This is a genomic window from Rhizobium indicum (genome assembly GCF_005862305.2).
GTDB classification, from domain to species: domain Bacteria; phylum Pseudomonadota; class Alphaproteobacteria; order Rhizobiales; family Rhizobiaceae; genus Rhizobium; species Rhizobium indicum.
This window is the reverse complement of sequence record NZ_CP054021.1, coordinates 3,282,737-3,307,534: the sequence shown is the minus strand read 5'-3', so window position 1 is coordinate 3,307,534 and position 24,798 is coordinate 3,282,737. Positions and strand designations below refer to the sequence as shown.

22 protein-coding genes are annotated in these 24,798 nt (G+C 61.9%); 6 read left to right on the top strand and 16 right to left on the bottom strand.

The features are described 5' to 3' along the window. Positions 1-269: 269 nt before the first annotated feature. Both FFM53_RS16155 and FFM53_RS16150 read left to right on the top strand, forming a co-directional pair. Positions 270-1,247, top strand: a complete 978-nt coding sequence (locus tag FFM53_RS16155) for a sugar-binding transcriptional regulator (protein WP_138333211.1) — start codon at positions 270-272, stop codon at positions 1,245-1,247. Between the two features lie 6 nt (positions 1,248-1,253). Beyond that, positions 1,254-1,769, top strand: a complete 516-nt coding sequence (locus FFM53_RS16150; protein WP_138333209.1) for a hypothetical protein — start codon at positions 1,254-1,256, stop codon at positions 1,767-1,769. A 14-nt stretch (positions 1,770-1,783) separates the two neighbouring features. On the opposite strand, the gene FFM53_RS16145 is transcribed toward FFM53_RS16150, so the two are convergent. Next, the gene (locus FFM53_RS16145) at positions 1,784-2,656 is read right to left on the bottom strand and encodes a methylated-DNA--[protein]-cysteine S-methyltransferase (RefSeq protein ID WP_026265460.1); all 873 of its coding nucleotides are present in this window, start codon (positions 2,654-2,656) and stop codon (positions 1,784-1,786) included. Positions 2,657-2,835: 179 nt separating this feature from the next. Continuing rightward, positions 2,836-3,333: a DUF2244 domain-containing protein gene (locus FFM53_RS16140; RefSeq protein WP_138333207.1), complete on the bottom strand. Its 498-nt coding sequence runs from the start codon at positions 3,331-3,333 to the stop codon at positions 2,836-2,838. On the opposite strand from FFM53_RS16140, the gene nth reads away from it, so the two are divergent. Continuing rightward, positions 3,332-4,138: an endonuclease III gene (gene nth, locus FFM53_RS16135; protein ID WP_171600697.1), complete on the top strand. Its 807-nt coding sequence runs from the start codon at positions 3,332-3,334 to the stop codon at positions 4,136-4,138. The two genes, FFM53_RS16140 and nth, sit on opposite strands and share 2 nt — an antisense overlap. Here the strand turns inward: nth and FFM53_RS16130 are convergent. After that, on the bottom strand, positions 4,103-4,681 hold the full coding sequence (locus FFM53_RS16130; protein WP_138333203.1) for a TetR/AcrR family transcriptional regulator: 579 nt from the start codon (positions 4,679-4,681) through the stop codon (positions 4,103-4,105). The two genes, nth and FFM53_RS16130, sit on opposite strands and share 36 nt — an antisense overlap. A gap of 86 nt (positions 4,682-4,767) precedes the next feature. Here FFM53_RS16130 and FFM53_RS16125 point away from each other — a divergent pair, with 86 nt between their 5' ends. After that, a complete protein-coding gene (locus tag FFM53_RS16125; RefSeq protein ID WP_138390621.1) occupies positions 4,768-5,193 on the top strand; it encodes a VOC family protein in 426 nt (141 codons plus the stop codon). Between the two features lie 3 nt (positions 5,194-5,196). On the opposite strand, the gene FFM53_RS16120 is transcribed toward FFM53_RS16125, so the two are convergent. After that, positions 5,197-5,910, bottom strand: coding sequence for a sulfate transporter family protein (locus FFM53_RS16120; protein ID WP_138390622.1), 714 nt, complete (start codon positions 5,908-5,910; stop codon positions 5,197-5,199). A 234-nt stretch (positions 5,911-6,144) separates the two neighbouring features. On the opposite strand from FFM53_RS16120, the gene FFM53_RS16115 reads away from it, so the two are divergent. Beyond that, positions 6,145-6,999, top strand: a complete 855-nt coding sequence (locus FFM53_RS16115) for a MurR/RpiR family transcriptional regulator (RefSeq protein ID WP_003543085.1) — start codon at positions 6,145-6,147, stop codon at positions 6,997-6,999. A gap of 69 nt (positions 7,000-7,068) precedes the next feature. On the opposite strand, the gene FFM53_RS16110 is transcribed toward FFM53_RS16115, so the two are convergent. The 9 genes from FFM53_RS16110 to FFM53_RS16070 form a co-directional block, all read right to left on the bottom strand. Continuing rightward, positions 7,069-8,652 carry an FGGY-family carbohydrate kinase gene (locus tag FFM53_RS16110; protein ID WP_138390623.1) on the bottom strand — a complete coding sequence of 528 codons (1,584 nt, stop codon included), beginning with the start codon at positions 8,650-8,652 and terminating at the stop codon, positions 7,069-7,071. Further along, positions 8,652-9,341: an HAD family hydrolase gene (locus FFM53_RS16105; RefSeq protein WP_138333196.1), complete on the bottom strand. Its 690-nt coding sequence runs from the start codon at positions 9,339-9,341 to the stop codon at positions 8,652-8,654. The genes FFM53_RS16110 and FFM53_RS16105 overlap by 1 nt, the downstream gene beginning before the upstream one ends. Before the next feature lie 96 nt (positions 9,342-9,437). Then, entirely contained in the window at positions 9,438-10,919 is a 1,482-nt protein-coding gene (locus FFM53_RS16100; protein ID WP_138390624.1) for a mannitol dehydrogenase family protein, read from the bottom strand. Between the two features lie 85 nt (positions 10,920-11,004). Beyond that, positions 11,005-12,003, bottom strand: a complete 999-nt coding sequence (locus FFM53_RS16095) for an ABC transporter ATP-binding protein (protein WP_138390625.1) — start codon at positions 12,001-12,003, stop codon at positions 11,005-11,007. A gap of 18 nt (positions 12,004-12,021) precedes the next feature. Beyond that, positions 12,022-12,852, bottom strand: a complete 831-nt coding sequence (locus tag FFM53_RS16090) for a carbohydrate ABC transporter permease (protein WP_003543125.1) — start codon at positions 12,850-12,852, stop codon at positions 12,022-12,024. Position 12,853: 1 nt separating this feature from the next. Further along, positions 12,854-13,726, bottom strand: a complete 873-nt coding sequence (locus FFM53_RS16085; protein ID WP_138333192.1) for a carbohydrate ABC transporter permease — start codon at positions 13,724-13,726, stop codon at positions 12,854-12,856. A 139-nt stretch (positions 13,727-13,865) separates the two neighbouring features. Next, positions 13,866-15,176, bottom strand: coding sequence for an ABC transporter substrate-binding protein (locus tag FFM53_RS16080; RefSeq protein WP_138390626.1), 1,311 nt, complete (start codon positions 15,174-15,176; stop codon positions 13,866-13,868). Between the two features lie 146 nt (positions 15,177-15,322). Further along, a complete protein-coding gene (locus tag FFM53_RS16075) occupies positions 15,323-16,276 on the bottom strand; it encodes a sugar-binding transcriptional regulator (protein WP_011653616.1) in 954 nt (317 codons plus the stop codon). Positions 16,277-16,425: 149 nt separating this feature from the next. After that, positions 16,426-16,995: an exopolysaccharide biosynthesis protein gene (locus FFM53_RS16070; protein ID WP_246412983.1), complete on the bottom strand. Its 570-nt coding sequence runs from the start codon at positions 16,993-16,995 to the stop codon at positions 16,426-16,428. Between the two features lie 412 nt (positions 16,996-17,407). Here FFM53_RS16070 and FFM53_RS16065 point away from each other — a divergent pair, with 412 nt between their 5' ends. After that, a complete protein-coding gene (locus FFM53_RS16065) occupies positions 17,408-18,322 on the top strand; it encodes an ROK family protein (protein WP_138390628.1) in 915 nt (304 codons plus the stop codon). Here FFM53_RS16065 and FFM53_RS16060 read toward each other — a convergent pair. The 3 genes from FFM53_RS16060 to FFM53_RS16050 form a co-directional block, all read right to left on the bottom strand. Continuing rightward, complete coding sequence (locus FFM53_RS16060; RefSeq protein ID WP_138390629.1) at positions 18,319-20,229, bottom strand: beta-N-acetylhexosaminidase; 1,911 nt, start codon at positions 20,227-20,229, stop codon at positions 18,319-18,321. The genes FFM53_RS16065 and FFM53_RS16060 overlap by 4 nt on opposite strands. Positions 20,230-20,443: 214 nt before the next feature. Further along, positions 20,444-23,590, bottom strand: a complete 3,147-nt coding sequence (locus tag FFM53_RS16055; protein WP_138333182.1) for an efflux RND transporter permease subunit — start codon at positions 23,588-23,590, stop codon at positions 20,444-20,446. Between the two features lie 26 nt (positions 23,591-23,616). Further along, the gene (locus tag FFM53_RS16050; RefSeq protein WP_017989494.1) at positions 23,617-24,756 is read right to left on the bottom strand and encodes an efflux RND transporter periplasmic adaptor subunit; all 1,140 of its coding nucleotides are present in this window, start codon (positions 24,754-24,756) and stop codon (positions 23,617-23,619) included. Positions 24,757-24,798: the final 42 nt, after the last annotated feature.

Below are 24,798 nucleotides of genomic sequence, written 5' to 3'. Positions count from 1 at the left end.
GAACGAACGGCCGTTCGTACGCAAGCGATGCCGCTTGCGGCTGGAAGGCCGGTCGTGACTTTCGGCATGCCCGCACTATGTCCTCCTCGGACGGACAAGAACGACGTGTGTCACCCGGACTATCGCCATTCGCCTTATGAAAAGTCAAGGACATTTGTGCATTTCAATTGACATAAGTGTCACACCCGTCATTATCCCCAGCAACAAAAGCGTCGCTAAGGCCTTTCATCCTATCAGGGATCTAGGGCAGGAAATCGTGCGGAGGAGATGTGGTCAAGCTCAAACGCGGCACGCACACGGCCTATTCGGAGGCATCCTCGCTACGACTAAGGGCGGCATGGCTCTATTACAACGAGGGCCTGACCCAGAAGGACGTCGCCGAACAGCTCGGCATCAGCCGCACCACCGTGATCCGCTTGCTCGACGAGGCGATGAAACGCAGCGAAGTCCAGATCTGGATCAACGATTCGATCGGCGACTGCGTTGAACTTTCGGTGAAGCTGGAGCGTGCCTATGGCCTCGATGAGGCGATCGTCGTCCCTGCGCCGGTCAATGGTGACGTCAATTCGCTGGCTAAAAATGTCGGCCTGGCGCTTGGCCAGTTCCTCTCCGAAGCCATCCCCGACGATTACACCATCGGCGTCGGCTGGGGCCGCACCATGACCGCTTCGCTGTCGAGCTTCCGGCCGCCGCGCCGCGCCAATTGCAAGGTCGTCTCGCTGCTGGGCGGCATCGTCGCCGTGCATCAGACGAACCCGATCGACTACACATGGCGGCTGGCAAATCAGCTCGGCGCCGAGTGCTACATGTTCCTGGCGCCGCTTCTCGTCGACTCCGTCGAGACGAAGCGCAATCTGATCGAGAAATGCGGGCTGGACACGATCTACCGCCTCGCCGAGAATCTCGATCTGGCGATCGTCAGCTGCGGCGATATCGGCCCGCATTCGACCTCGCTGTCGGAGGGCTGGATCTCGAAGGCCGAGCTGCAGGAACTGATCGATGCCGGCTGCGTCTGTGACACGATGTTCAACTTCCTCGACAAGGACGGCAATTCGGTCGACCACTCGATCAATCGCCGCGTGATGTCCGTCGATCTCGACACGCTGAAGGAGGCAAAGCACATCGTGCTCTCTTCCGGTGGCGCCCATCGGGCCGTGGCGATCCGTGCGACGATCAAGCGCATCGGCTGCAACACGCTGATCACGGACGAAAGTGCTGCACGGGCTTTGCTGGAATTGGCGGAATAGAAACACATGCTTCCACTTGACAACAAGCGTTGGGGTGAGTTGAGACATTGCTATGGCCCGGCAGCTGATACCCCGACGCTGCTAAGAGCATTGGACTTGCCGGCCGGACCAGACTTGTCTCCCGACGCGGAACCTTGGTTCAGCCTATGGTCAAGCCTCTGCCATCAAGGCGACGCCTACACTGCTTCATACGCGGCGGTCCCTCACATCGTCAGGATCGGGCTTGCGACGACGGCACCGATCGACTTCTCTTTCTACCAACTGCCGGCAAGCATCGAAATTGCCCGGATGACGGGGCGGGGACCGGAAATACCTGCTGATCTGGAAGAGGCCTACCACCACGCGATCGCATCCATGACTGACTGCGTCAGCCTGCACCGCCATGAAACGTGGAGCAGATCGATGCTCCTGTCGGCAGGCGCAGCCCAAGCAGTCGCGAAAGGTCACATCGACATCGCCGAAGCCCTATTGAATCTGGACGACGACATTATCGCCCGGATCAACAATTTTGACTTCGACTAATTGCGGCATGCCACTCAGGCGTGCGCCGATTCCCAGCCGAGCATCGCCCGCTTGCGGGTGAGGCCCCAATGGTAGCCCGTCAGCGCGCCGTTCTTGCCAAGCGCCCGATGGCAGGGCACCACGAAGGAGATCGGGTTTGCCCCGACCGCCGCACCCACGGCGCGCTGCGCCGTCGGCCGACCGATATCGTTGGCGATATCGGAATAGGTGACGGCCTTGCCGAACGGGATTTTCAGCAGGCTCTGCCAGACGCGCACCTGGAAGTCCGTGCCGATCAGCACGACACGCAGCGGCTGGTCAGAGGACCATTTGCCGGGCTCAAAGATGCGAGCGGCGTAGGGGACCGTCGCCTGCAGGTCTTCGACATAACAGGCGTTCGGCCAGCGGCAGGTCATATCCTCGAGGCAGGCCCTTTCGTCGCCGGAATCGCTGAAGGCAAGGCCGGCAAGGCCGCGGTCGGTCACCATGATCAGCGCCACGCCGAAGGGGCAGATGTGGAAGCCGTAGCGGATGATGAGACCACCGCCCTTGGCCTTCCATTCGCCGGGCGACATCGCCTCATGGGTGACGAAAAGATCGTGCAGGCGGCTCGGCCCGGAGAGGCCGACCTCGATCGAGGTCTCGAGCAGCGGCATGTCTTCCTTGCGCAGCAGCCGCTTGGCGTGGTCGAGCGTCACCGCCTGCAGGAAGCCCTTGGGCGACAGCCCGGCCCAGCGGGTGAAGGTCTTCTGCAGCTGGGTTGGCGACTGGTTGAGCCGCGCCGCGATCGCCTCCAGCGAAGGCTGGTCGCGGTAATCCTCGGTGATGAGTTCGATCACCCGACGGACAATGTCATAATCAGGGCCGTCAGGCGTGATGTCTGTCTGCAGGTTGGCAATCATATTCATCGTCTTTCTCCTTGTAACCAGGAGATAGTCAATAGGGCGTGAGCAAACCACCCGATTCTTGCGTAGCCGGTGGATAGAGCAATGCCAGGAAAAGTGCGAAGCGGTTTTCCGTCCGGAATTGCGTAAAAACAAAAGCTAGAGCGGTTCTGCGCTTCCGTGAAAAGCTGAACCGCTCTAGCTCAGATCCGCTGCTTGACCGTCGCCAGCGCTCCCTTGAAGGCCTTGGCGAAGCTTTCGCGATCATCGGGATTGAGAAAGGAGCCGATATCCGTGCGCCGGCCTTCGCCGAAGATATGCATGGAAAGGATGCCGATCTCGTGGTGCCGGCGAACGAGGAAGCGCGTCCAGAACGGATTGAAATGATGCTCCACCATCCGTCCCGAGGGCGCAAACTTGCGCACCGACACGTCCGTGCGCGATACCGTCACCTGTTCGCGCGCTTTCCCGGAGCGGTAATTCAGCCAGAAGGCGCCGTAGAGAAGCACGAAATCCAGTCCGAAGAACAAGCCGATCGGCCAAGCCCCCGTCGCGATGAAGAACGTGCCGTAAAGCAAGCAGACGGCACCGGATAGGGCAAGCAGCACCTTGAAGCCCCGGCGGCCGAGCGACCGGTGGGGAAAGAGCTCGGCAGCGAAAACAGGCTGCTCGTTGAAGCTGTCGGCGTTGCTTTCCATCATGGCTGCCGATTATAGAGTTTCCATGGCAAATCCGAAACTCAAATCCGTGACCAAGATGCCTCAGGACGCGAATGTGATCGCCCGCCGCAAACCGGCGGCTGTGGTGCGCACGGTCTATTCACTGGCCGAGCGCGAGGAGATCTTCCGCCGCTTCTCGGTGCAGCGGCCGGAACCGAGGGGCGAGCTCGAGCATATCAACCCCTTCACACTCGTCGTCGCCGTGGCACTTTCGGCGCAGGCGACCGATGTCGGCGTCAACAAGGCGACGCGCGCGCTCTTCAGGATCGCCGATACGCCGGAAAAGATGCTCGATCTCGGCGAGGAGCGGCTGCGCGATCACATCAGGACGATCGGCCTCTATCGCAACAAGGCGAAAAACGTCATCGCGCTCTCGCAGATGCTGGTCGACCAATTCGGCGGCAAGGTGCCGGAAACGCGCGACGAGTTGGTGAGATTGCCGGGCGTCGGCCGCAAGACCGCCAATGTCGTGCTTTCCATGGCCTTCGGCCAGGCGACGATGGCTGTCGACACGCACATCTTCCGGATCGCCAATCGCATCAGGCTTGCCCCCGGCAAGACGCCCGACGAGGTCGAGGCGCGGCTGATGAAGGTGATCCCGAGCCATTACCTCTATCACGCCCATCACTGGCTGATCCTGCACGGTCGCTATACCTGCAAGGCACGCCGGCCCGAATGCGAGCGCTGTATCATCGCCGATCTCTGCAAATCGCCGGAGAAGAGTTGGGATGTGCCGGCGCCGCTGGTCGAGCTACCGCCGCAGATGATCGGCGAGGCCGTCGAGTAGGACAGCGATCGCCTGCTCGTAATGCCGCCTTTCACCGCCCGCCTCGATTGCGATCGCCGCGCGATCGAAGGCCGCCGATAGCAGCGACGTCAGCGGTTCGAGCATAGCGCCGGCCTCTGGAAGCATCGCTGCAAGCCCTGCCCTCAGCGTCGCTTCCGCATTCTCTGCATCGATCGCCGCACTCGCCAGCGGGCCGAGAACGGCAGGTGCCTCGATCAGCAGCAGCCGCGTGCGCCCTGGCGCCATCATCGCATCGAAATAGGCCGAGGCACCGGCGATCAGCATGGCACGCGGCGCGCCGTAGGACGCCGAGCGCGCCTCGATCGCAGCGGCCACCGCGCGCGCCTCGCATTCGATAACCGCCCGAAAAAGCGCCTTCTTGTCTTCAAAATGGTGGTAGAGCGCGCCACGCGTCACTCCCGCCGCCGTGACGATCTCCGGCGTCGCGGTTTCGGCATAACCTTTCTCGACGAAGAGACCTCGACCGGCATCGATCAGTGCCTGCCTCGTCTGCTCCGTTCTTTCGCGATTGCTGCGACTCATGCATACCTCTTTACATACAAACAGAATGTATGTTAATAAACAAAAACATACACATTGTATGTAAACAAAAAAAGGAGGAAAACGAGATGAAATCGACGAGCTATTACCCTGTCATCATGACCGACGACGTTGCCGGCACCGCCAGCTTCTATTGCACGCATTTCGGCTTCAAAGCTCTGTTCGAAAGCGATTGGTATGTTCACCTGCAATCGGCAGAGGAGGAGCATATCGCGCTTGCCATCCTTGACGGCAGCCACGAGACCATCCCGGCCATAGCCCGCGGCAGGGTGTCCGGCCTGCTCCTCAATTTCGAGGTCGCCGATGTCGATGCGATTTATGCAGCCTGCCGGAACGCCGGCCTGCCAATTCTCAGAGAAATCCGCGACGAGGATTTCGGCCAGCGGCATTTCATCACCGCCGATCCGAACGGCGTGCTGATCGACATCATCAAGCCGATCCCGCCGAGCGCCGAATTCGCGGCGATGTACGACGCCTCCGCCCTGCCCGCTTGAGCCTCAGGCTCGCAACCCGGTGTCTCGTGCGGAAACCAGCTTGTGCAGATGCACCATCATGCCGGCGGCAAAAAGCGGCGTCAGAAGATTGACGATCGGGATCGCCAGGAAAAGGGCGATCATCAGCCCGCCGAGAAAGACGGTGGAGGCATGCTTGGCGCGGAAGAGCCGCGCCTCATCCGGCGAACGGAAGCGCATGGCGGCGAATTCGAAGAATTCCCGTCCGAGCAGATAGCCGTTCACCAGAAAGAACGCGACCAGATTGACGCCGGGTATGAACAGCAGCAGCAATGCCACGATATTGCCGAGGATCACCACGCCGAGGAACTTGATCGAGCTTGCCATCGCCGGACCGAGCGGCATGGCGGTGCCCGGCGTGTCCTTGGGATAGTCGCGCTTTTCGATGACCTCGGCGACGTCGTCGAGAAACAGACCGGCAATCAGCGCCGTCACCGGCGACAGCAGCAACGCCAGCATGAGAGCAAGGCCGATACCGGCAAAAATTGCGAAGATGAGAGCGAACCACCCCGCCCAATCCGGCATATCGGGAAAGAAGCTCGTGAGCCAGGGAAAGAGAAAGGCCATGAAGGCCCCGCGCAGCGCGAACCAGAGGCCGACAAGCACGAGAACCGTCAGGCCGAGCACCTTCCAGAAGACAGAGCGTGTTTCCGTTGCGAACAGATTGGCGAGCGAAAGTCGAGCGGCGTCAAGAATCATGTCTCAGGCGTCTCCGGTTGCGCCGAAGATGTAGGGAAGATGCGGGCCACCGACAAGAGAGAATAAAATTGCATTCAGTAATAGAAAACTTGTCGAAAACTAAATACTAATATAATATTGTGACATACATGAAATACGCACGGGCCTGAGAAGCAGCTTCCGAAATAGTTGCAAAGACAAGGGGTCGCAACAGCGCATCCACGGAACGCCTCTGAGGAAGATGGGGAGGCTGCCGTGGAAGACTTTGTGCAAAAACTCAGGCAATACGCAAAAACCGGCACACCGGCCGAGCGCCGTATCGCGAAATATTTCACCGAACATCTGAACGACCTGCCGTTCGAGACGGCTGCGTCCGTTGCCGACAGGCTGGATCTCTCGCCGATGACCGTCGGGCGCTTCCTGCGCTCGCTCGGTTATCAGGGATTGGACAGCGTCAAGGTGGAGATTCGCGAGACCGTGACGACATCGCCGGCGCAATTACAGAGCGCCATGAGCGAGCTGCATGCCGACGCCGCGGAGGGCAAACCGCTGGCCGTGCTGGTTGCCGAACAGATCCAGGCCCTCCATCATATCTATCATCTGACGGCGCAGCCGCACTGGTCGGAAGCCGTCGGCTTGATCAGCACTGCCCGCGAAGTGTCGATCGCCACGCATGCGCGGCTCGCAAGCCTGGCCAATCATTTCTGCCAGCGGCTGACACAAGCCCGCGACGGCGTGCGCACGCTCGACGCCGCCGACAATCGTTTTGCGGAACTCTTCGCCCGGCTGGCGGTCGACGACGCACTGCTCGTCATCATCGATTGTCGCCGCTTCGCCAAGGCGCGGCTGCTTGCCAGAACGGCGCGGCGCTACGGCTATAAGGTCGTGCTCATTTCGCCGCAGCAAGCGGACTGGATGGCGGACCAGTCGAACGTCATGCTGCCTCTGCCGCCCGCTCGTGCCCCCGATCTCGACAATCTTCCGCCGCTGATCGCGCTGCTCGACTGCCTGTCGGAATCCGTCATCCTCCAAGTCGGAGAGGAGGCGGCACTTCGCCGCCGCCGCATGATGGAGTTCGCGACCGTGCTCGGCGAGACGGCGAACCACTAATTTAAAGGGACTATGCGCAGGTTCAGAGTGATAGAGTTCCTTTAGCGCGTCTGAAAGACACGCGCTGCTCTATTGCATCGTTTCCAATTCGGCGCGGTGCCGGTGCATGGCGAGAAGACGGCGGTAGTCGCGGTCGTAGAGCGCCTGCTTCGCCTTGTCGGGAAGCCGTTCGTCGGCGCCCGGATACATCGCCTCGCCGGCCGCCGCCAGATCCTTGTACAGGCCGCAGGCGACGGAGGCCGCGATCGCCGTGCCGAGCAGCACCGCTTCGTTCATCTTTGGCACCACGACCTTGCAGCCGGTCGCATCGCTATAAAGCTCCATCAGCACCGGGTTTTTCACGTGTCCGCCGGCGATATGGAGCGTATCGGTCATGTAGCCGTATTCCTTCATCATTTCCAGAATATGGCGGATGCCGAGCGCAATCCCCACCGCAGAGCGCCAATAAAGCGCGCAGAGCCCGTCGAAGGACGTATCGAGCGTCAGTCCGCTGACGACGCCGACCGCATGCGGATCGGCGAGCGGCGAACGGTTGCCATGGAAATCCGGCAGCACGAAGATCCGCGCACCGAAGGCATCGCCCTCCTCGGCCCGCAATTCGGCGATACGCGCGACGATCCTCTGATGCAGCGCCGCCGTCGGCTCGCCGCCGGCCGCATGCATGCGCACGATGTGGTCGAGTAGCGCGCCGGTCGCCGATTGCCCGGCCTCCACCAGCCAGGATTGCGGGAAGACAGCCTCGTAATAGGGACCCCACATGCCATGGCTTGGCTTGCGCTCCCGCGAGAAGGTAACGATGCAGCTCGATGTGCCGGCAATCAGCGCCAGTTGGTGCTCGCGTTTGACAGGATCAGCGGCATAGCCGCCGAGCGCGCCGAGTGCGCCGGCATAGGCGTCGATCATCCCGGCGGCGACACGGCAGTCCACAGTCAGCCCCAGCGCTTCCGCCGCTTCCTCAGTCAGCCGACCGACGCTGTCTCCGACAGGCGTGGTCTCATCCGGCAGGTGGCCGCGCGCCTGAAGGTCCTCAAGGCCGATTCGTTCCAGGAAATCCTGCTGCCAGCCCTTTTCGAGATGGGCGAGATAGTTCCATTTCGCCGTCAGCGTGCAGCGCGAACGGGCGGCCGATCCAGTCGATTTCCACGTCATGAAATCGGCGAGATCGAAGAAGTAGCCGGCCTTTTCCCATGTGGCGGGCAGCTTCTTCTTCAGCCACATCAGCTTCGGCATTTCCATTTCCGGCGACATCACGTGGCCGGAATGTTCGAGCACCCTGTGCTCCGTCGCCGTGCAGAAATCGGCTTCCTTCAGCGCCCGGTGATCGAGCCAGACGATCGTGTCGAAACGCCTCTCGCCGCCTGTGGAAACGCTGAGCTGCCGACCCTCGAGGTCACGGACGACGAGCGAACAGGTGGCGTCGAAGCCGATCGCTCCGACCGAGGCGGCGGCGATGCCGGATTGCTCCATCGCCCTGCGCACTGACGTGCAGGCGGCCGACCAGATGTCTTCGGAATCATGCTCGGCATGGTTTTCGCGCGGCCGGTTCATCACGATCGGATGCTCGGCCTTGGCGAGCAGACGGCCGCGTGCATCGAAGACGCCGGCGCGCGCGCTGCCCGTGCCGATATCCACCGCAACCACATGATCACGCATCAAGTCTTGGTCCCGTCCAGCTTATGGTTGCGGACAAGGTGTATCAAATCCGGCATGGCGTCAAACACCACATCAGGCGAAAGGCGGTCGAGTTCGGCACGATATCCGGTGAAATTGGCGTGTGATCCGCCGGTAAAGGCAAAGACCGTCATACCTGCCGCCTTGGCGGCGGCAATGCCGGCCGGGCTGTCTTCGACGACAAGGCAATGAGCCGGCTCAACCTGCATTTCACGCGCCGCATGCAGGAAGAGATCGGGCGCCGGCTTGCCGCGCTTGACCATCGTTGCGCTGAAGATGTCGGGCAGCCTGTCGAGAAGCCCAGTCACCGATAGCGACAACCGGATTCGTTCCATCTGGCTGGAGGAGGCAACGCAACAGCGAACGCCTAGCCCGTCGATCGCCGCGGCGATACCGTCGAGCGGCTTCAGTTCCGTGCGGAAACGGGCGTAGAGTTCGATGCGGATACGCTCGAGGAATTCCTCGTCGGCATGGACGTTGAATTCGGTTTCCAGCGTATCGATGAGGGTCGACAGGCTGCGGCCGAGAAAACGCTCATAGGCCTGGTCCTCGGTGATCGAGACGCCGAGATCGTTCATCGCCCCGACGAGCACGCTGATCGAGATCGGCTCGCTGTCGACGAGTACGCCATCGCAATCGAAGATCACCAGCCGTGTTTCAGCATCAGCCATGCAAGACCCAACCTGAGTTCAATTCGAACGCGTTACCGTCCCGCTTCACTCGCAAGGCCGGATGAATGGCGGCAGTAGAGACCGCCACCGAATTTCTTACACTGCGAGCTTGCCGTCGAGATAGAGCTGCAGCGTCTCCCGCGTGCCCTTTTCCCACAGGGTTTTGAGAGCATGGGCAAAACGCTTGCGGAAAAGTTCGGATTTCGCCACTTCGCCGAAAATATCGTCGAAGGCGAGGAAGGCCGACGGATCGTCCTTGGCTTTCAGCGCTGCCGCATGCAGGCGCTCTGCGCTCGCGTCGTTGAAGACGATATCCTTGCCGCTGTCGGTCTTGCCGGCGAAATAACGGCACCAGAGTGCTGAAACCAGCGCCAGACCGACGACATCCCTGCCCTGACTCAGATTGTCGAGCGTCGACGGCAGGATGAATTTCGGTTGACGGTTCGAGCCGTCCTGCGCCAGCCGCGGAATGGTGTCGGCAATCTTCGGATTGAGCAGGCGATGTTCGATCAGCGCGAAATAATCCGTCAGCGACGTGTTCGGTACCGGCGGTACGATCGGAATGATCTCGTCTTTCTCGAGCTTGGCGAGGAAGGCGCGGATCAGCGGGTCTTCCATGGAATCATGCACGAAATGGATGTCCATCAGCGCCGCCGGATAGGCGATCGCGGCATGCCCGCCGTTGAGGATGCGGATCTTCATATGCTCGTAAGGCGTGACATCGGCAACGAATGTGACGCCGACCTTTTCCAGCGCCGGCCGGCCGGCGGTGAACTTATCCTCGAGCACCCATTGCTTGAATTCCTCGCAATAGACCGGCCAACTGTCCTCGATCTGGAAATTGTCCCTGAGGAAATCGATCTCGCGCTGACTGGTCGCCGGCGTGATACGGTCGACCATGGCGTTCGGGAAGGCGACATTCGCCCGGATCCAGTCGGCAAGGGCGGGGTCCGAAAGTGCCGCCGTGCCGACCACGGCATTGGCGGTGACGATGCCATTATGGGGAATGTTGTCGCAGGACATGACGGTGAAGGGTCCGATGCCCTTGTCCTTGCGCGCCTTCAGGCCGGCGACGATCAGGCCGAACACCGTCTTCGGCGCATCAGGGTTCTTTCCGTCTGCTGCGATCGCCGGATGGGCCGGATTGAACGTGCCTGATGCATCGATGAAATAGCCGCCCTCGGTGATCGTCAGCGAAACGATGCGGATCTCGGGATCGGCAAGCCTGCCGATGATCGCATCAGCATCGCCGACCGGCAGGATGTCGATCATCGGTGCGGTGACGCGCGCCGCCGTCTTGTTGTTGTCCTGTTCGACCACCGTCGTCAGAAAATCCTGCGCCGCAAGCTTTTCGCGCATCGCGGCATCCGACGGCAGCACGCCGGCGCCGACGATCGCCCAGTCGTGATCCGTGCCCGCGCTGAAGAGATCGTCGAGATAGATCGCCTGATGGGCACGGTGGAAATTGCCGACGCCGAAGTGCACGATGCCAGCTTTCAGCGACGCCCTGTCATATCCAGGGATGGCAGCAGTGCGCGCTACATCCGAAAGCGTTGCCAGCGATAGTTTGCACGTCATGTTTCAGTCCTCTTGAAGGTCTTGCCGAGACGGCCGGGCGCCATCGTCCGGCTCGCATGCCTGCCCTCCGGCCCGGCCGGCTGCCTCAGATGGCAAGGCCGCCCTCGTTGAATTTATGAATACGCGAACGGTCCGGCGTCAGGAAGACCGTATCGCCCGCTTTGGCGGCGAAATCGCCGCTGCCGCGCGCCGTCAGCATGCCGATGCCATCGGCATCGATATGCAGGAAGGTGTCGGAACCGAGATGTTCGGCGACCACGACCCTGCCCTTCCAGTCGCCGCTTTCCATCGACAGCAGCACATGTTCGGGCCGGACGCCGATGGTATGAGCGTTGAGCGCGGCGGCATGTTGGCCGGTGATGAAGTTCATCTTCGGCGATCCGATGAAGCCGGCAACAAAGAGGTTGCGGGGACGGCTGTAGAGTTCGAGCGGCGATCCGACCTGCTCGATATTGCCCCTGTTCAGGACGACGATTTTGTCGGCCATGGTCATCGCCTCGACCTGGTCGTGGGTGACGTAGACCATCGTCGTCCTCAGCTGCTGATGCAGCTCGCTGATTTCGAGGCGCATGTTGACGCGCAGAGCGGCATCAAGGTTCGACAGCGGTTCGTCGAACAGGAAGGCCGAGGGTTGGCGCACGATGGCGCGGCCGATCGCCACGCGCTGGCGCTGGCCACCGGACAGCTGGCGCGGCTTGCGCTCGAGATAGTCGGTGAGATTAAGCACCCGGGCGGCATCGCTCACCTTGCGATCGATCTCCGCCTTGTCGATGCCGGCCATCTTCAGCGGGAAGGCGATGTTGTTGCGCACGCTCATATGCGGATAAAGCGCATAGGACTGGAACACCATGGCAAGGCCGCGCTCGGACGGCGCCTTTTCGGTGGCGTCCCTGCCGTCGATGACGATCTTGCCGCCGGAGACGTCCTCGAGCCCGGCGATCAGCCTAAGCAGCGTGGACTTGCCGCAGCCCGACGGGCCGACGAAGACGACGAACTCGCCGTCCTTGATGTCGAGATCGATCGAAGGGATGACCTTGGCTTCGCCGAAGACCTTGGAAACCTTCTGAAGGGTAATGCTGCCCATGTTTCTCTCCCTTTTATGTTATTTCACAGCGCCGAAGGTCAGGCCGCGGACGAGTTGTTTCTGGCTGAACCAGCCAAGGATCAGGATCGGCGCGATGGCCATCGTCGATGCCGCCGAGAGCTTGGCGTAAAACAGACCCTCGGGGCTGGAATAGGAGGCGATGAAGGCCGTCAGCGGCGCCGCCTTCGAGGCGGTGAGGTTAAGCGTCCAGAACGCCTCGTTCCAGGCAAGGATGATGTTCAAGAGCAGCGTCGAGGCAATGCCGGGCACCGCCATCGGCGTCAACACGTAGACGATCTCCTTCATCAGCGACGCCCCATCCATGCGCGCCGCCTCGAGGATCTCGCCGGGGATTTCCTTGAAGTAGGTGTAGAGCATCCAGACGATGATCGGCAGGTTGATCAGCGTCAACACGATCACCAGGCCGGTGCGCGTGTCGAGCAGGCCAAAATTGCGGAACATCAGATAGATCGGGATCAGTGCGCCGACCGGCGGCATCATCTTGGTCGACAGCATCCACATCAGCACGTCCTTGGTCCGCTTGGTCGGCGAAAACGCCATGGCCCAGGCGGCCGGAATGGCAATGATCAGGCCGATCAGCGTCGAGCCGAAGGAGATGATTACCGAGTTCATGAAGTGGCCGAGATAGTTCGACCGGCTCTGCACCTCGGCGTAGTTCTCCGTCGTCCAGTGGAAGAACAGGAACTGCGGCGGCGAGGCAATGGCGTCGGCCTCCGACTTGAAGCTGGTGAGAAACGTCCAGAGAATCGGGAAGAAGATCAGGATACCGAGCGTCCAGGCGATCGCGGTGACGATGAGCTTGCGCTGCGTTGTGACTTTTCTGGCCATCTCAAGCCTCCAGATTCTTGCCGACGAGGCGGACGAGGAAGATCGCGACGATATTGGCGAGGATAACAGCCACGATGCCGCCGGCCGATGCGCCGCCAATATCGAACTGGAGAAGCGCCTGCACGTAGACGAGATAGGTGAGGTTGGTACTGTCGGTGCCCGGCCCGCCATTGGTGGTGACGAGGATTTCGGCAAAGACCGAAAGCAGGAAGATCGTCTGGATCAGGATCACCACGGTGATGGCGCGCGCCATATGCGGCAGGATGATGTAGATGAACTTCGAGATCGGCCCGGCGCCGTCCATTTCGGAGGCTTCCTTCTGCTCCTCGTCGAGCGACTGCAGCGCCGTCAGCATGATGAGGGTGGCAAACGGCAGCCATTGCCAGGCGACGATCAGAATGACGGAAAACAGCGGCGCATTCGCCAGCCAGTCGATCGGCTGCAGGCCGAGCGCCTTGGCAAGATGGGCAAACAACCCGTTGACCGGGTTCATGAACATGTTCTTCCAGACCAGTGCGGCCACCGTCGGCATGACGAAGAACGGCGCAATCACCAGGATGCGCACGATGCCCTGGCCGTACATCGGCTGGTCGAGCAGCAGCGCAAAGGCGATGCCGCCGATGACGGTGATCAACAACACGCCGGCGACAAGCAGCAGCGTGTTGATCAGCGCCGCGAAGAAGGCCGGATCCGTCAGGAAGTACTGATAGTTCAGAAAACCGACGAAGCTTTCCATGCCGGGGTTGAGCAGATTGTAGTTCAGCAGCGAGAAGTAGATCGTCATCGCCAGCGGGACGATCATCCATGCAAAGAGGAGCAGCACGGAGGGCGCAATCATCAGGCGCGCGGAGGAGCGGGTATGTAACGTTGCCATGGCAATCACCGATCTGGACTGAAGCGGGGAGCGGCCGCAAGGCAGCTTTGTCTGGAAAAAAGCGGCCGCCGATGCAGTTCGGGCAATCGGCGGCCCAGAGGGGCGGATTGTCAAGGATCCGCCTCTTGCTCAGGAGGTTTTACTTAATGTAGCCGGCCTTGGTCATTTCGCGGGTGGCCAACTGCTGTGCTGCCTGCAGGGCCTGGTCGACCGAGAGCTGGCCGGCAAGAGCTGCGGAGAACTGCTGGCCCACCGCCGTGCCGATGCCCTGGAATTCCGGGATCGCCACGAATTGGACGCCGACATAGGGAACCGGCTTGACGGTCGGCTTGCTTGGATCGGCCGCGTTGATCGAGTCGATCGTCATTTTGGCGAAGGGAGCCGCCTTCTGGTATTCCGCATTCGCATAGAGCGAGGTGCGGGTGCCCGGAGGTGCGTTCAGCCAGCCTTCCTTCTCGGCGACAAGCTTGGTGTAGTCCTTGCTCGTGGCCCAGGCGACGAACTTCTCGGCCGCTTCGGCCTTCTGCGAACCTGCCGGGATGGCAAGGCTCCAGGCCCACAACCAGTTGCCGCGCTTGCCGAGACCCTTATCCGGAGCCAGCGCGAAGCCGACCTTGTCGGCGACGGTCGAGTCCTTCGGATTGCTGACGAAGGATGCGGCAACGGTGGCATCGATCCACATGCCGCACTTGCCGGTCTGGAAGAGCGCCAGGTTCTCGTTGAAGCCGTTGGAGGAAGCGCCCGGAGGGCCGGCATCTTTCATCAGCTTGACGTAGAAGTCGAGCGTGTCCTTCCATTCGGGCTGGTCGAACTGCGGCTTCCAGCTTTCATCGAACCAGCGGGCGCCGAAGGAGTTGGACATGGCCGTCAGGAAGGCCATGTTCTCGCCCCAGCCGGCCTTGCCGCGCAGGCAGATACCGTAGACTTCCTTGTCCTTGTTGGTGATCTTGCGCGCAGCGTCGGCAATGAAGTCCCAGGTCGGGGCGTCCGGCATCTTCAGGCCGGCGGCGTCGAACAGGTCCTTGCGATACATGACCATCGAGCTTTCGCCGTAGAACGGAGCCGCATAAAGCTTGCCGTCCATGGTCAGGCCGCTGCGGATCGCCGGCAGCAGGTCGTCGACGTCGTAATTGGCGCCGAGATTGTCGAGCGGCACCAGCCAGCCCTGCTTTGCCCAGATCGGAACTTCATAAGTGCCGATCGTCAGAACGTCGTACTGGCCGCCCTTGGTCGCGATGTCGGTCGTGACCTTCTGGCGCAGCACGTTCTCTTCGAGGGTTACCCATTCAAGGTCGATGCCGGGGTTCTTCGCCTTGAAATCATCCGTCAGCTTCTGCATCAGGATCATATCGCCGTTGTTCACGGTTGCGATTGTCAGCGTCTCGGCCGAAGCCATGCCGGCAAACGCCAGTGCTGAGCAGGCGCCCAGCATAAAAGTTTTCAATGTCATAATCTTCCTCCCAGAAGATGGGGTGTGAGCATTCGCTTCGCTCATGGGCAATTACTCAACAAACGATAACGAATGTCAATCGGCAATCGTTGCTGCGATGCCGAAGAGGGTATTCATCCAATTGATTTAACTAGGATATTTTTTGCTCAATTCCTGAGCAAAAACTCAGCAGTCTCTTCATCGGTGATCAAAGCATTGATTTGATGGCCGACAACGGCAGCCCTGATCGCCTTGAACTTGCGCTTGCCCTTGGCCAGCCCAATGACCATCGATGCGTCGCGAGACGGGATCGGCGCCGACGCGACGCGCTCGTTGATCGGGTTGTCGATCAACCTGCCGTCGACATCAAAGATCCAGCCGCAGATCTCGCCGACGGCACCCCCGCGCATCAGCTCCATCATCTCGTCCTTCTCCAGAAAACCGTCGACGCAGAGCGGCCCATCGATGCCGAGCTCGCCGATGCCGACGAAGGTGACATCGGCTTGTGCGCTCATATTCAGCGTCGAGCGCACCAGCTGTTGGCCATGCAGCAGCTCCCGCTCCTCCGCCGAGGTGACGAGCACCGGCAACGGCATCGGATAGTGCCGCGCCTTCACGGCGTCGGCCATGCTGAAAATGACGTTGTAATAGGCCGCCGATCCGTCCGGGGCGATATTGCCGGTCAGCGAAACGATGCGGTGATTGGGACATTCGATCGCCGGCAGCTGGTCGACGGCGGCCTTCAGGGTGCGGCCGGTCCCAATGGCGAGGACGATGGGCTCGGCCCGTTTCAGCCATCGCTCGATCTCGGCCGCGGCCGCCTCGGCGATACCGACCGTCGTCGACGACGACGCGGGATCGCTCGGAACCACCTCCACATGTTTCAGCCCGAATTTCCGCCGCAGCTGATTGCCGAGCTCCAGGCAGGCGGCGATCGGATGATCGAGCCGCACCTTGATCAGGCGCTCGGCGACCGCCAGCGACACCAGCCGCTGTGCTGATTGCCGCGAGATGCCCATAGCAGCGGCGATTTCATCCTGCGTACGCCCGGCAACGTAATAGAGCCAGCCGGCACGCGCCGCATCGTCGAGCCGTGCAGGGGTCTCGGATCTTTTTACCATCTATTGCCTACCGCGCAAAATGAGCCGGCGTGCCGGCGCCGAACATGATTTGAGTCTGTATCGCGCCAGATCAAAACAAAATTCCGGCAAATGTCGAGCCTGTTGCAAAGAGGTCGGCCAAATAACGCCATCACTCAAGCAAACTCCGTTTAGGCAAACCATTGCACGACGAGATGGATCGCCGCCTTCACGAGACCGTAAATCACCCCGCCGGCGACGACGAGCGACACGGCCGTCATCACGAAGCCGATGAGCGCGAAGAGCCCGTCACGGCCCAAGATCCCGAACGCGAAGACGGAGATCGTGACGGCCGGCAGGATATTGCCGAGCGGGACCGGCAGCAGCAGCACGATCGACAGCAGCAGGCATGCCGCCCCGGCAAGATATTCCGCCGGCGGTTCGGCGAAGATCGCAAGCCTCGGCTTCAACATGCGCTCGGCCCAGGCGAGCCAGCGATGGATGCGGCCGACAATGGTCTCGAAATCCTCCCGGCGCATCGAACGGTTGGCAATCACCTTCGGTAGCCAGGGCTTCAGCCCGAAGGTCAGTTGTGCTGCCAGGAAGACCAATGGCGCGCCGAGCACGGCCGAGGTGCCTGGCGGAGTGGGAAAGGCGTTCGGCAGCGCGAAGATCAGCATCAACGCGCTGATCGCCCTGTCGCCCATCGTGTTGAACAGATCGCCGATCGAGATCCGTTCGCGGCTCTGATCGGCGGCCATCTGCCGCAAAATGGATGAGAGGCGGCGGCCTTTGGGACGTGCTCTTCGGATGGTACTGTTTTCTCTCGTATCGATGGTCGTGGGTCCGGCAGTTGATGAAAGTGTAGGGCCGGATTTTGGCGATGCAATATGCCAATTGAATGACTTGCGGGGTTAGAAATTGCGGCTGCGATCGGAGCCGATAGGTTTGGGCTCACCGGACTTCTCTAACGTCTTGCCATCACGGATGGAAGACGGAAACCCGTCCCGCCTATCCCATCTCCCCACCTGTGGCAGAGATATCAAGCAGAACAGAGGGGATGCCACACGGCACGACCCTAAAGCCGGCGGCACCACCGCCGAATGAGCGCTTGAAATTCCCCGCCAACAATGCAAGCAGACGCTGGGAGACCAGAGAAACGGCAGAGTGGCAATGATCATTTCATTCGACATCGGCGGCTCCGCCATCAAGGGCGGCATCGCACGCTCCGAGACAGACATCCTTCCCCTCGGCCGCCGCCCGACGCCTAGGGATGATTTTGCCGCTTTCGTCGAGACCCTGCGCGGCATCATCGCCGAAACCGGTGAGCAGCCGAGCCGCATCGTCCTTTCCATCGCCGGCGTCGTCGATCCCGATACACAGCGCCTGATCTGCGCCAACATTCCCTGCATCCACGACCGCACGCTCGCAGCCGACCTCGAAGCCGAGCTCGGTCTGCCGGTGCTGATCGCCAACGACGCCGACTGTTTCGCGATGGCCGAAGCCGGTCTCGGCGCCGGCCGCGGCCACCGCATCGTCTTCGGCGCCATCCTCGGTACCGGCGTCGGCGGCGGCCTGGTTGCCGACGGACGCCTCGTCAACGAGGCCGGCGGCTTTGCCGGCGAATGGGGTCACGGGCCGATCATCGCATCTGCGGCCGGCAATCCGCCCGTCGCCATTCCCGCTTATGCCTGCGGCTGCGGCCAGAAGGGCTGCGTCGACACCGTCGGCGGCGCCCGCGGCCTGGAGCGCCTGCACAAGACGCTGCACGATCTCGACCTTGCCAGCGAGGAGATCATCGCTCAGTGGCGCCATGGAGAGGAGAAGGCGACACGGACGATCGACGTCTATGTCGATCTCGTCGCCTCGCCCTTAGCGCTGACGATCAACATCACCGGCGCGACCATCGTGCCGGTCGGTGGCGGGCTTTCCAATGTCGAGCCGCTGCTTGCCGAGCTCGACCACGCCGTGCGCGCCCGCATCCTGCGCAAGTTCGATCGTCCGCTGGTGGTGCGCAGCGAATGCCGCATCGAACCCGGCCTGATAGGGGCAGCGCTTTTGGGGCTGAAGGCCGAGACGGCAGCTTAAAGCATCGGCCACATCCGCACGACCGCTGCGAACCGATCCCAGTCCTTGCGTGCAGAAGGCGTCCAGGCAGCCTCGGCGATTGCCGGGAGCCGCGGAAAAACCAGCCGGTTGAAATAGGCGCGCGAGACGAAGTTCTCGGTCCAGATGCAGGCCTGGATGCCGCGCATCTTCTCCTGCAGCGCCTCCGGCAGCTCACCCTCAGCCTCGTAAGCGTAGGTGTGTTCCGGCGGGCTGAACCCTGCCCAGGCCGCGCCGGGCTCGGCCCAGGCTTCAGCCTGCGCCATATCGAGATAATAGGCCTGGCCCGGCGTCATCACCACGTCGTAGCCTTCCTGTGCCAGCTCAATGCCGACGGCGGGCTTTTCCCAGGCCATCAGCAGCGTGCCGTCGCGATCGACCCCGCCGCCATGCGAGACCTCGTTCCAGCCGACGAGTTTCCTGCCGCGCTCCGACAGCATGGCTTTGATACGTTTCAGGAAATAGGATTGCAGCTCGGCGGTGCCGGCAAGTTTCTCCCGCTCCATCAGCGCCTTGCAGAGCGGCGAGGAGAGCCAGGAGCCACGCGCCACTTCGTCGCCGCCGATATGGAGATATTCGCCGGGAAACAGCGTCACCATCTCGTCGAACACATTGCCGAGAAATTCGTAGGTGAATTCTACAGCCGGATTGAGAGCGTTGTTCGGATAACCCTGCACCGAGCGGTAACTGTCCGGCGCCTCCTGCCCGTCGACAAGCTCGGGCAGTGAGAACAGCGTCGCCATGCTGTGGCCCGGAATATCGATTTCCGGCACCACCTCGATATGCAGCGAGGCGGCATGCGCAACGATCCACCTGGCGTCCTCCTGTGTGTAATGGCCGGCGCGCGGTTGCGCCCCGTCGCCGAGCTGCGGCACGAGCACTTCATCCGGGCCGCGCCGGGCGCCGATCTCCGTCAGCGCGGGGTAGGCTTTGATCTCCAGCCGCCACGCTTCGTCATCGGTCAGATGCCAGTGGAAGATGTTGAGCTTGTTCCAGGCGAGAATATCGATCAGCCGCGCGACGTCCGCCACCGGATAGAACTGCCTGGACACATCGAGATGGCAGCCGCGCCAGTCATAACGCGGCTGGTCGGCGATCGTGCCGAAACTGGGGAATTTGAAGTGCTCGCGATCGGCGCGGGCGCCGTGCAGCAATTGCGCCAGGCTGATCAGCCCGTAATGCCGCCCGGCATCATCCGCACTCGAAAGCACGATCTCATGCGCGGTAAAACGCAATTCGTAAGCGAAGGCAGCGATCGACGATTCGGTGACGAAACGAATGGCCCGCCCGCCTTCGACGGCACTGAGGGAAAACGGCATATTGTCTGCCGGGTAGAGCCGCTGGTAAAGCGCGAGAACCAGCGAGAGTGCCTTGACCGCATCGGCCCGCGTCCGCGCGGCCGGATAAAGGACGACCGGCAGCTCTCCAGCCTTCAGCCCGAGCGCCAGCGGCCAGGGCAGCAGCGAATAGGGTTCCTCGGCCCGGCCCGGCGGCAGAATGGGCGGCGCCACGCCACCATCCCGGCCTTCGAGCATGAGATCGCCGAAACCAACCGGAACGTGGCGCCCGTCGCCAAGTGTCAGATAGGCCGACTTGACGCCTGATGTCATATGTTTCGGCGCCCTGGTCAGCCCCTCGACCGTGAACCGCCAGCGCCCGCCGGGCGGCACGCTCAGCCCCTCGGGCGGCAGGAATTCATGGAAATGCGCGACCCGCCGCTTGAGGCTGCCGCCGTCGCAGACATGTTTGTCGGCGACCCGCGTCTCTGACGTATAGGCGAGCGAGAAGCTGGACAGCGGCTCGGTCGAAAGATTGAAAAGCGTGAAGGTGAGGCGCCCGAAACTGCCCTCGATCGGGCTCCAGCTTGCTTCCAGATGGTAATCGGCCATGGTCGTGCCCTGCCTCGTCGCTGAGTGGCCGGGATCGCGGTTGGTCTCCCGGTATGCTTTCGCAGCTTAGCTTTTTCGAGGCGGCAATGGAATCGGCGCGCAGCTCCAAGACGGAGCAGGCAGTAAAGACTGCGCGGCGCTGTGGGCAGCGACGCGCTTTGATGAGGAAGCTGTGACCTGCAAGGAAAACGGCGCGGCTTTCGCCGCGCCGTCCTCACTCTGCTGCCAACGCCGGCGGATGTCTGTCATCCGCCTCTTCCTGGATGGCGTCGGCATGCTGGCCTGGCTCGTCCTTTGTCTTCGGCTCCCGGCCGAAGAAAAGGGCGTAACCGGCGGGCAGAACCAGAATGGTAAGCACGGTCGCAACCAGGATGCCGCCCATCATCGCGTAGGCGAGCGGACCCCAGAAGACACCGCGCGAGATCGGGATCAGCGCCAGCACGGCGGTCAGCGCCGTCAGCATGATCGGCCGGAAACGCCGCACGGCCGCGCCGACGATCGCCTCCTGCCGATGCATGCCGGCCTTGATATCCTGGTCGATCTGGTCGACCAGGATGATCGAGTTGCGCATGATGATGCCGAGCAGCGCGATGACGCCGAGGATCGCCACGAAGCCGAAGGGCGCGCCGCTGATCAGCAATGCGGCCGCCGCACCGATGATCCCGAGCGGACCGGTGGCGAGCACCAGCATCGCCTTGCCGAAATGCTGCAGCTGCACCATCAGCAGCACGATGATGACGGCGAGCATGATCGGCGCCTTGGCGGCAATCGACATCTGGCTTTCCGCCGCATCCTCGGCGCCGCCCTGAATCTCGACATGGTAGCCGGCAGGCAGGCTGTCGCGCAGGTCCTTCATGTCGGCATACATCTTCATCACCACATCGTTCGCCTGCACATCGTCAGGCAGCGTGGCGCGCACGGTGATCGTCGGCAGCCTGTTGCGCCGCCATTCGATGCCCTGCTCCATGACGGGCACGACCTTGGCGACCTGCGAGACCGGTACAAAGCCGCCGAAATCCGTCGGCACATAGACCGAGTTGACCGCCGACAGCAGCGAACGGCTGGCATCCGGCTCGCGGGCGACGATCGAGACCGTCTCCTCACCATCGCGGAAATCGTCGAGCGCAGCCCCTGACATGGCGGTCTGCAGCATCTGGCGCACACGCTGCGAGGTGACGCCGAGTGCCCGGGCGCGGTCCTGGTCGATCACCAGCTTCATCGCCGGCACCTCTTCCAGCCAATCGTCATGGATGGCGCCGAGCTCCGGATTGGCCTGGAAGCGCGCCTTTACCTGATCGGCGATCTCCCTGACTTCCTGGCGGTCAGGCCCCATGACGCGCATCTGCACCGGCCAGCCGGTCGGCGGACCGAGGAAGAGGCGGTCGACCTTGCCGCGAATATCGGGGAAGTCTTCCGCAAGGATCGTCCGCAGCTTGACGATCAGCCGCTCGCGCGCCGGTTCGTCATTGGCCATGACGAGCAGCTGGGCGAAGTTCGGATTGCGCAGCTGCTGATCGAGCGGCAGGAAGAAGCGCGGCGCGCCTTCGCCGATATAGGTGGCGATGAACTTCTTGTCGGGATCATCCATCATCTTGGCTTCGAGCGCCTTTGCCTGCACCTCGACTTCCTTGATGCTGGTGCCCTCGGGCAGCCAGAGATCGACGAGAATTTCCGGCCGCGAAGATTGCGGGAAGAAATTCTGCGGAATGAACTGAAAGGCCCAGAGGCTGGTGACGAAGGTGCCGAGCGTCAGCAGCAGCACGATGACGCGGTGGCGCACCGCCCAGCCGACCGTGCCGCGCAGCCGACGGTAGAAGCCGGTGTCGAAGGCGTCGTGATGCTTGCCGGCGTGATGGCGCTGCTTGAGGATCATATAGCCGAGCCACGGCGTGAAGTAGACCGCGACGAACCACGAGGTGACAAGCGCGATGCCGACGACGTAGAATAGCGACCGCACATATTCGCCGGCCGTCGAGGCGGCGAAGCCGACGGGAATGAAGCCGGCCGTGGTGATCAGCGTGCCCGTCAGCATCGGGAAGGCGGTCGAGGAATAGGCGAAGCTTGCCGCCTCGATCTTGACGAGCCCCTCCTCCAGTTTTCGTTCCATCATCTCGACGACGATCATCGCATCGTCGACAAGCAGGCCGAGCGCGATGATCAGCGCGCCGAGCGAGATGCGCTGCAGGTCGATGCCGAGTTCGTACATCAGCGCAAAGGTGGCGGCCAGCACCAATGGAATGGCGATGGCGATAACGAGGCCCGATCGCCAGCCGATCGACACGAACGAGACGACCAGCACGATGATGAGAGCTTCGCCGAGCGCATGCATGAATTCGCTGACCGCATCCGTCACCACGTCGGGCTGGTTGGCGATCTGATCAACGGCGACGCCATAGGGCAGCGCCTCCTCGAAGCGCTGATAGGTCGCCTCCACGCCCTTGCCGACATCGGTCACATTGAAGCCCTTGGCCATCACGACGCCGACCTGAACGCTGTCGTGGCCGTTGAAACGGTACTTGCGCTGGTAGGGATCTTCGAGCCCGGAACTGACGGTCGCGATATCGCCGAGGCGCGTCACCTGGCCGCCGGCGCGAAGGCGCAGTTCGCGGATATCGGCCGCCTTCTTCACGTCGCCTTCGACCGATATGCGCACCGAGCGCAGGCCGGTATCGACCGAGCCGGCCGGATCGACATTGTTCTGGCCCTTGATGGCGTTCTGCAGATCGAGGATCGTCAGGCCGCGCTCGGCGAGCGCCTTCGACGAGACGTCGATATAGATCTTCTCAGGCTGGTCGCCGATGATGACCGCCTTCTCAACGCCCGGCGTCGTCAGCAGCATGTCGCGCGCCTGGATCGCGAATTTCTTCAGTTCCGGATAGGAATAGCCGTCGCCGCTGATCGAATGCAGCGTGATGAAGGTATCGCCGAACTCGTCGTTGAAATAGGGGCCGAGCAGGCCCTGCGGCAGCTCGCTGGAGATGTCGCCGACCTTCTTGCGCACCTGGTAAAAGGCATCCGCCACCTCTTGCGAATTCGTGTCGCCCTTGACCTGCAGGGTGATGATCGCACTGCCCGCCCGCGTATACGACTTGACCCAGTCGATATGCGGCGTTTCCTGCAGCTTGCGCTCGATCTTGTTGACGACCTGATCTTCCATTTCCTGAATGGAAGCGCCCGGCCAGATCGCCTGAACGACCATGACGCGGAAGGTGAATTCGGGGTCCTCGCGCTGGCCCATGCGCATCAGACCGAGCACGCCGGTGATGATGATCAGCCCGAAGAGGAAGCGGGCGATGCTTGGATGTCCGATCGCCCAGCGCGACAGATTGAAGGGCCGCTTTTCGGTGGTGGTGGCGTCCATGGTCCTGTTCTCTCTTTATGGCGCGTTCAGCGGACGGTCTGGTCCGTGGCAGCCAGGGCCGACTGCTGGTCCGGCACCTTCACCTTCAGGTTTTCGCTCATGAACTGCGTGCCGGCCGAAACGACGAGATCGCCGGTATCGAGACCCTCGGTCACATGCACGCCGTCGCCGGTGAAATCGGCGACCTTGATGTCGCGGCCATGCACGGTCGCCGTGTCGCGGTCGACGGTCCAGACCATCTGCTTACCGTCCTTTTCAGCCAGGGCGCTGAGCGGGATCGAGACATAGCTGTTGCCGTTGCTGACATCGGCCTCGATCGTCGCCGTCATGCCGAGCAACACCTGCGGATCGTTCGGCAGGCTCACCCGAACCGCAAAGGTACGCGACTGCTGGTCGGCGCTGCCGGAAACCTCGCGCACCTTGCCGTCGAGCACCAGCCTGTCGTCAGCCCAGAAGCTGGCCTTGACTGTCTTGCCCGGCTTGAATTCGGCAATGTCATTTTCCGGAACGGCGATCTGCACTTCCTTTTCGCCGTCGACGGCAACGGCGACGACGGGAGTGCCCGACGCAACGACCTGGCCGACATCGGCATTGATCGTCGTGACAATCCCGTTGTGGTCGGCCTTCAGCTCCGCATAACTCACCTGGTTCTTCGCCTGATCGAGCGCCGAGACGGCGGCATCGCGGCTTGAAACGGCCTGATCGTAACTGAGCGACGCTTGCTCGAGCTGGGATTTCGGCGAAACATTCTTGTCGAACAGCTGCTGATTGCGCTTGTTCACGAGATCGGCGGTTTCGACGCCTTTTTCAGCGGCTGCGAGATTGGCTTCCGCCGTCTTGACCGCCAGCTGGTAATCGGTGGAGTCCATCCGAGCGAGCACGTCGCCCGGCTTCACCTTGTCGCCGATATCGACGAGGCGTTCGGTGATTTTGCCGGCGACGCGAAATCCGAGGTTCATCTCCGTGCGTGCCTTGACCGAGCCCGAATAGTCGAGCTTGCGGGTGTCGCCGGCCTTGGCGATCTCGACGACCTTCACCGGCCGGATGACTTGCTTGACCTCAGCCTTCTCTTCCGAGCAGGCGGAAACGCCGATGCCGATGGCGCCGAAGAGCACGAGACTGGCGACGGACGGCATGCGATGGCTGAGGGTCTTGAGCGAAAACATCTTCCGCACTCCTGGATCGTTTGGGGTTTCGGCGGCGGCTGC

Coding starts and splice junctions, on each gene's coding strand:
- FFM53_RS16150 (WP_138333209.1), top strand. CDS start 1,254: ATGCTTCCACTTGACAACAAGCGTTGGGGTGAGTTGAGACATTGCTAT.
- FFM53_RS16145 (WP_026265460.1), bottom strand. CDS start 2,656: ATGAATATGATTGCCAACCTGCAGACAGACATCACGCCTGACGGCCCT.
- nth (WP_171600697.1), top strand. CDS start 3,332: ATGGCTGCCGATTATAGAGTTTCCATGGCAAATCCGAAACTCAAATCC.
- FFM53_RS16140 (WP_138333207.1), bottom strand. CDS start 3,333: ATGATGGAAAGCAACGCCGACAGCTTCAACGAGCAGCCTGTTTTCGCT.
- FFM53_RS16130 (WP_138333203.1), bottom strand. CDS start 4,681: ATGAGTCGCAGCAATCGCGAAAGAACGGAGCAGACGAGGCAGGCACTG.
- FFM53_RS16125 (WP_138390621.1), top strand. CDS start 4,768: ATGAAATCGACGAGCTATTACCCTGTCATCATGACCGACGACGTTGCC.
- FFM53_RS16120 (WP_138390622.1), bottom strand. CDS start 5,910: ATGATTCTTGACGCCGCTCGACTTTCGCTCGCCAATCTGTTCGCAACG.
- FFM53_RS16110 (WP_138390623.1), bottom strand. CDS start 8,652: ATGCGTGATCATGTGGTTGCGGTGGATATCGGCACGGGCAGCGCGCGC.
- FFM53_RS16105 (WP_138333196.1), bottom strand. CDS start 9,341: ATGGCTGATGCTGAAACACGGCTGGTGATCTTCGATTGCGATGGCGTA.
- FFM53_RS16100 (WP_138390624.1), bottom strand. CDS start 10,919: ATGACGTGCAAACTATCGCTGGCAACGCTTTCGGATGTAGCGCGCACT.
- FFM53_RS16095 (WP_138390625.1), bottom strand. CDS start 12,003: ATGGGCAGCATTACCCTTCAGAAGGTTTCCAAGGTCTTCGGCGAAGCC.
- FFM53_RS16090 (WP_003543125.1), bottom strand. CDS start 12,852: ATGGCCAGAAAAGTCACAACGCAGCGCAAGCTCATCGTCACCGCGATC.
- FFM53_RS16085 (WP_138333192.1), bottom strand. CDS start 13,726: ATGGCAACGTTACATACCCGCTCCTCCGCGCGCCTGATGATTGCGCCC.
- FFM53_RS16080 (WP_138390626.1), bottom strand. CDS start 15,176: ATGACATTGAAAACTTTTATGCTGGGCGCCTGCTCAGCACTGGCGTTT.
- FFM53_RS16075 (WP_011653616.1), bottom strand. CDS start 16,276: ATGGTAAAAAGATCCGAGACCCCTGCACGGCTCGACGATGCGGCGCGT.
- FFM53_RS16070 (WP_246412983.1), bottom strand. CDS start 16,995: ATGGCCGCCGATCAGAGCCGCGAACGGATCTCGATCGGCGATCTGTTC.
- FFM53_RS16065 (WP_138390628.1), top strand. CDS start 17,408: ATGATCATTTCATTCGACATCGGCGGCTCCGCCATCAAGGGCGGCATC.
- FFM53_RS16060 (WP_138390629.1), bottom strand. CDS start 20,229: ATGGCCGATTACCATCTGGAAGCAAGCTGGAGCCCGATCGAGGGCAGT.
- FFM53_RS16055 (WP_138333182.1), bottom strand. CDS start 23,590: ATGGACGCCACCACCACCGAAAAGCGGCCCTTCAATCTGTCGCGCTGG.
- FFM53_RS16050 (WP_017989494.1), bottom strand. CDS start 24,756: ATGTTTTCGCTCAAGACCCTCAGCCATCGCATGCCGTCCGTCGCCAGT.